The following is a 5,854-nucleotide window of genomic DNA, read 5'->3' as shown; positions in this document are numbered from 1 at the left end:
GCAAGCAGTCCTCCCAGGGGTTCTGCTTGCGAGTCGGCAAAGAAAGTCTTCAAAAAGTTTGACTGGTCTTAAAAAACCGGTGCATAATCGAAGGCTTCGCTGAAACGGCTTCAGTGGCTTGCAATGAAAGTTGCGGGTTGCGATGAAGGGCTGGTTGAAAGCGAAAAGGGTTGAAAAAGTTTGGTGAGACTTCAAAAGTCGTGCTAGACTACAAGGCTCCGCTGAAACAGCTTCAGCAGCTTGCAACGAAGGTTGCGGGGTGCGAATAAAGAAGATGTTGAAAGCGAAAAAAGTTTGACGATTCTTTAAAAATCGTGATAGACTACAAGGCTTCGCTGATCGCAGCAAAGCAAAACGAAGCAGACGAAAGTTTGCTTCGGGGTTCGTTAAAAATTTACAGCCGATAAGCGTGGGCGTTTGAAGGTAATTGCGTAAGTTCTTCGGAACAAGTCGCAAGACTTAAAAACGCTCATGAGATAGAAGTGAAGTTCACTTTAATTCTTTTTTTATGAGTTTTGCTTGGCCGCGAGGTCAGGCGCAAAAATCAAGATCGAACTATAGAGTTTGATCCTGGCTCAGATTGAACGCTGGCGGCATGCCTTACACATGCAAGTCGAACGGCAGCGCGGGAGCAATCCTGGCGGCGAGTGGCGAACGGGTGAGTAATACATCGGAACGTGCCCAATCGTGGGGGATAACGCAGCGAAAGCTGTGCTAATACCGCATACGATCTACGGATGAAAGCAGGGGATCGCAAGACCTTGCGCGAATGGAGCGGCCGATGGCAGATTAGGTAGTTGGTGAGGTAAAGGCTCACCAAGCCTTCGATCTGTAGCTGGTCTGAGAGGACGACCAGCCACACTGGGACTGAGACACGGCCCAGACTCCTACGGGAGGCAGCAGTGGGGAATTTTGGACAATGGGCGCAAGCCTGATCCAGCCATGCCGCGTGCAGGATGAAGGCCTTCGGGTTGTAAACTGCTTTTGTACGGAACGAAACGGCCTTTTCTAATAAAGAGGGCTAATGACGGTACCGTAAGAATAAGCACCGGCTAACTACGTGCCAGCAGCCGCGGTAATACGTAGGGTGCAAGCGTTAATCGGAATTACTGGGCGTAAAGCGTGCGCAGGCGGTTATGTAAGACAGTTGTGAAATCCCCGGGCTCAACCTGGGAACTGCATCTGTGACTGCATAGCTAGAGTACGGTAGAGGGGGATGGAATTCCGCGTGTAGCAGTGAAATGCGTAGATATGCGGAGGAACACCGATGGCGAAGGCAATCCCCTGGACCTGTACTGACGCTCATGCACGAAAGCGTGGGGAGCAAACAGGATTAGATACCCTGGTAGTCCACGCCCTAAACGATGTCAACTGGTTGTTGGGTCTTCACTGACTCAGTAACGAAGCTAACGCGTGAAGTTGACCGCCTGGGGAGTACGGCCGCAAGGTTGAAACTCAAAGGAATTGACGGGGACCCGCACAAGCGGTGGATGATGTGGTTTAATTCGATGCAACGCGAAAAACCTTACCCACCTTTGACATGTACGGAATTCGCCAGAGATGGCTTAGTGCTCGAAAGAGAACCGTAACACAGGTGCTGCATGGCTGTCGTCAGCTCGTGTCGTGAGATGTTGGGTTAAGTCCCGCAACGAGCGCAACCCTTGTCATTAGTTGCTACATTCAGTTGGGCACTCTAATGAGACTGCCGGTGACAAACCGGAGGAAGGTGGGGATGACGTCAAGTCCTCATGGCCCTTATAGGTGGGGCTACACACGTCATACAATGGCTGGTACAAAGGGTTGCCAACCCGCGAGGGGGAGCTAATCCCATAAAACCAGTCGTAGTCCGGATCGCAGTCTGCAACTCGACTGCGTGAAGTCGGAATCGCTAGTAATCGTGGATCAGAATGTCACGGTGAATACGTTCCCGGGTCTTGTACACACCGCCCGTCACACCATGGGAGCGGGTTCTGCCAGAAGTAGTTAGCTTAACCGCAAGGAGGGCGATTACCACGGCAGGGTTCGTGACTGGGGTGAAGTCGTAACAAGGTAGCCGTATCGGAAGGTGCGGCTGGATCACCTCCTTTCTGGAAACAAGCAATTTAATTTAAACGCCCACACTTATCGGTTGTTGGAAGAAGTCGGTTGTCTTCATTTTTTGAAGATGATTGGCGAATGGGTCTGTAGCTCAGCTGGTTAGAGCACCGTCTTGATAAGGCGGGGGTCGTTGGTTCGAGCCCAACTAGACCCACCAAATCTTCCTGTGACGCGTTTGGAACATTGAAGTGTTCACGGGGGATTAGCTCAGCTGGGAGAGCACCTGCTTTGCAAGCAGGGGGTCGTCGGTTCGATCCCGTCATCCTCCACCAATAACGATACTTAATTCAACACCAAAGCGGCTTCGTGTGAAAGCATGAGGCTTCTTTGTTGTTGATCAAGATCTCTTGATCAATCGGCTGTTCTTTAAAAATTCATAGAGTCGAATCAGCGCTGCTGATGGAAACTGCACATTCGTAAAGGTTTAGTGCAGACCGTGCCATCAGCAGCATAGAATTTTTGATTGCGTCAAAAGAAACTTCAATTTCGAGTCAAATCGAATTTTGAATGTAACGGCATAACGCGCCAGGTGAAAGACCTGGTAATTCCTTGAAACGATTTTGGATCTCCGCGAGGAGAGCTCAAAGTTATAGGGTCAAGTGAATAAGAGCACGTGGTGGATGCCTTGGCAATGATAGGCGACGAAGGACGTGATAGCCTGCGATAAGCTTCGGGGAGCTGGCAAATTAGCTTTGATCCGGAGATTTCCGAATGGGGAAACCCACCTGCAAAGGTATCGCATGATGAATACATAGTCATGCGAGGCGAACCGGGTGAACTGAAACATCTCAGTAGCTCGAGGAAAAGACATCAACCGAGATTCCGAAAGTAGTGGCGAGCGAAATCGGAGAAGCCTGTTAGTGATAGCACAAGACATAACGGAACAGCTTGGAAAGGCTGGCCATAGCGGGTGATAGCCCCGTACGTGAAATGACCTGTGTGGTACTGAGCTAACGACAAGTAGGGCGGGACACGAGAAATCCTGTCTGAATATGGGGGGACCATCCTCCAAGGCTAAATACTCATCATTGACCGATAGTGAACTAGTACCGTGAGGGAAAGGCGAAAAGAACCCCGGGAGGGGAGTGAAATAGATCCTGAAACCGCGTGCTTACAAAAAGTAGGAGCCTCGTAAGGGGTGACTGCGTACCTTTTGTATAATGGGTCAGCGACTTACATTCAGTGGCAAGGTTAACCGAATAGGGAAGCCGTAGAGAAATCGAGTCCGAATAGGGCGATCAGTCGCTGGGTGTAGACCCGAAACCAAGTGATCTATCCATGGCCAGGATGAAGGTGCCGTAACAGGTACTGGAGGTCCGAACCGACTAGTGTTGCAAAACTAGCGGATGAGCTGTGGATAGGGGTGAAAGGCTAAACAAACTTGGAAATAGCTGGTTCTCTCCGAAAACTATTTAGGTAGTGCCTCAAGTATTACCATCGGGGGTAGAGCACTGTTTTGGCTAGGGGGTCATGGCGACTTACCAAACCAAGGCAAACTCCGAATACCGATGAGTACAGCTTGGGAGACAGAGCACCGGGTGCTAACGTCCGGACTCAAGAGGGAAACAACCCAGACCGCCAGCTAAGGTCCCTAAAATTGGCTAAGTGGGAAACGAAGTGGGAAGGCTAAAACAGTCAGGATGTTGGCTTAGAAGCAGCCATCATTTAAAGAAAGCGTAATAGCTCACTGATCGAGTCGTCCTGCGCGGAAGATGTAACGGGGCTAAGCCAGTTACCGAAGCTGCGGATTTGCAATTTATTGCAAGTGGTAGGAGAGCGTTCTGTAAGCCTGTGAAGGTGCGTTGTAAAGCGTGCTGGAGGTATCAGAAGTGCGAATGCTGACATGAGTAGCGTTAAAGGGGGTGAAAAGCCCCCTCGCCGTAAGCGCAAGGTTTTCTACGCAACGTTCATCGGCGTAGAGTGAGTCGGCCCCTAAGGCGAGGCAGAGATGCGTAGCTGATGGGAAACAGGTCAATATTCCTGTACCGATTGTTAGTGCGATGTGGGGACGGATCTTAATAGGTCATCCAGTTATTGGATTATTCTGGTTTAGTTGGATGTAGGCGTGCATTAGGCAAATCCGGTGCACATATACCGAGGCCAACGATCGAGCGGACTTGTCCGTGAAGTGACTGAACGAGGTTCCAGGAAAAGCCACTAAGCTTCAGCTAACAACGACCGTACCGCAAACCGACACTGGTGCGCGAGATGAGTATTCTAAGGCGCTTGAGAGAACTCAGGAGAAGGAACTCGGCAAATTGACACCGTAACTTCGGAAGAAGGTGTGCCCTATTAGTGTGTAGTGAACAACGAAGCATGAATGGGTTGCAAAAAATCGGTGGCTGCGACTGTTTATTAAAAACACAGCACTCTGCAAACACGAAAGTGGACGTATAGGGTGTGACGCCTGCCCGGTGCTGGAAGATTAAATGATGGGGTGCAAGCTCTTGATTGAAGTCCCAGTAAACGGCGGCCGTAACTATAACGGTCCTAAGGTAGCGAAATTCCTTGTCGGGTAAGTTCCGACCTGCACGAATGGCGTAACGATGGCCACACTGTCTCCTCCTGAGACTCAGCGAAGTTGAAATGTTTGTGATGATGCAATCTCCCCGCGGAAAGACGGAAAGACCCCATGAACCTTTACTGTAGCTTTGTATTGGACTTTGAACAGATCTGTGTAGGATAGGTGGGAGGCTTTGAAGCAGGGTCGCTAGATCTTGTGGAGCCAACGTTGAAATACCACCCTGGTGTGTTTGAGGTTCTAACCTAGGTCCATTATCTGGATCGGGGACAGTGCATGGTAGGCAGTTTGACTGGGGCGGTCTCCTCCCAAAGCGTAACGGAGGAGTTCGAAGGTACGCTAGTTACGGTCGGACATCGTGACGATAGTGCAATGGCATAAGCGTGCTTAACTGCGAGACTGACAAGTCGAGCAGATGCGAAAGCAGGACATAGTGATCCGGTGGTTCTGTATGGAAGGGCCATCGCTCAACGGATAAAAGGTACTCTGGGGATAACAGGCTGATACCGCCCAAGAGTTCATATCGACGGCGGTGTTTGGCACCTCGATGTCGGCTCATCTCATCCTGGGGCTGTAGCCGGTCCCAAGGGTATGGCTGTTCGCCATTTAAAGAGGTACGTGAGCTGGGTTTAAAACGTCGTGAGACAGTTTGGTCCCTATCTTCCGTGGGCGCTGCAGATTTGAGGAAGCCTGCTCCTAGTACGAGAGGACCGGAGTGGACACACCTCTGGTGTATCGGTTGTCACGCCAGTGGCATTGCCGAGTAGCTAAGTGTGGAAGAGATAACCGCTGAAAGCATCTAAGCGGGAAACTCGTTTCAAGATGAGATCTGCCGGGGCCTTGAGCCCCCTGAAGAGTCGTTCAAGACCAGGACGTTGATAGGTCAGGTGTGGAAGCGCAGTAATGCGTTAAGCTAACTGATACTAATTGCTCGTGCGGCTTGACCCTATAACTTTGATCAATCCGATCAAGGTGTTATGCCAAGTTGACGCATTCAAAATAATTCGCCACAAGCTGATTCCAAACTCTATGAATTCGTTCTCTTGATCATGTGATCAACAGAACAACCCTTTATGCCTGATGACCATAGCGAGTTGGTCCCACTCCTTCCCATCCCGAACAGGACAGTGAAACGACTCAGCGCCGATGATAGTGCGGGTTCCCGTGTGAAAGTAGGTCATCGTCAGGCTCTTACAGCCCAAAAAACCCCAGTCAGTGATCTGACTGGGGTTTTTT

Annotated in this window: 2 tRNA genes and 3 rRNA genes; all 5 read left to right on the top strand. The window is 50.4% G+C overall.

The annotated features are described in order from the left end of the window. Positions 1-552: 552 nt before the first annotated feature. The 5 genes from ACCD11_RS28165 to rrf all read left to right on the top strand — a co-directional run bounded on the left by ACCD11_RS28165 (position 553) and on the right by rrf (position 5,807). A 16S ribosomal RNA gene (locus ACCD11_RS28165) occupies positions 553-2,087 on the top strand. A gap of 90 nt (positions 2,088-2,177) precedes the next feature. Beyond that, positions 2,178-2,254, top strand: a tRNA-Ile gene (locus ACCD11_RS28160). 39 nt (positions 2,255-2,293) lie between these two features. Next, positions 2,294-2,369 (top strand) — tRNA-Ala (locus ACCD11_RS28155). Positions 2,370-2,690: 321 nt separating this feature from the next. Then, positions 2,691-5,566 (top strand): 23S ribosomal RNA (locus ACCD11_RS28150). Positions 5,567-5,694: 128 nt separating this feature from the next. Then, a 5S ribosomal RNA gene (rrf, locus tag ACCD11_RS28145) occupies positions 5,695-5,807 on the top strand. Together the 16S, 23S and 5S rRNA genes with 2 tRNA genes alongside form the textbook arrangement of a ribosomal RNA operon. Positions 5,808-5,854 lie beyond the last annotated feature (47 nt).

This window comes from Variovorax sp. Varisp36 (genome assembly GCF_047304235.1).
Taxonomy (GTDB): domain Bacteria; phylum Pseudomonadota; class Gammaproteobacteria; order Burkholderiales; family Burkholderiaceae_C; genus Variovorax.
The sequence above is the reverse complement of the archived record's forward strand: the minus strand, read 5'-3'. Positions and strand labels throughout refer to the sequence as shown.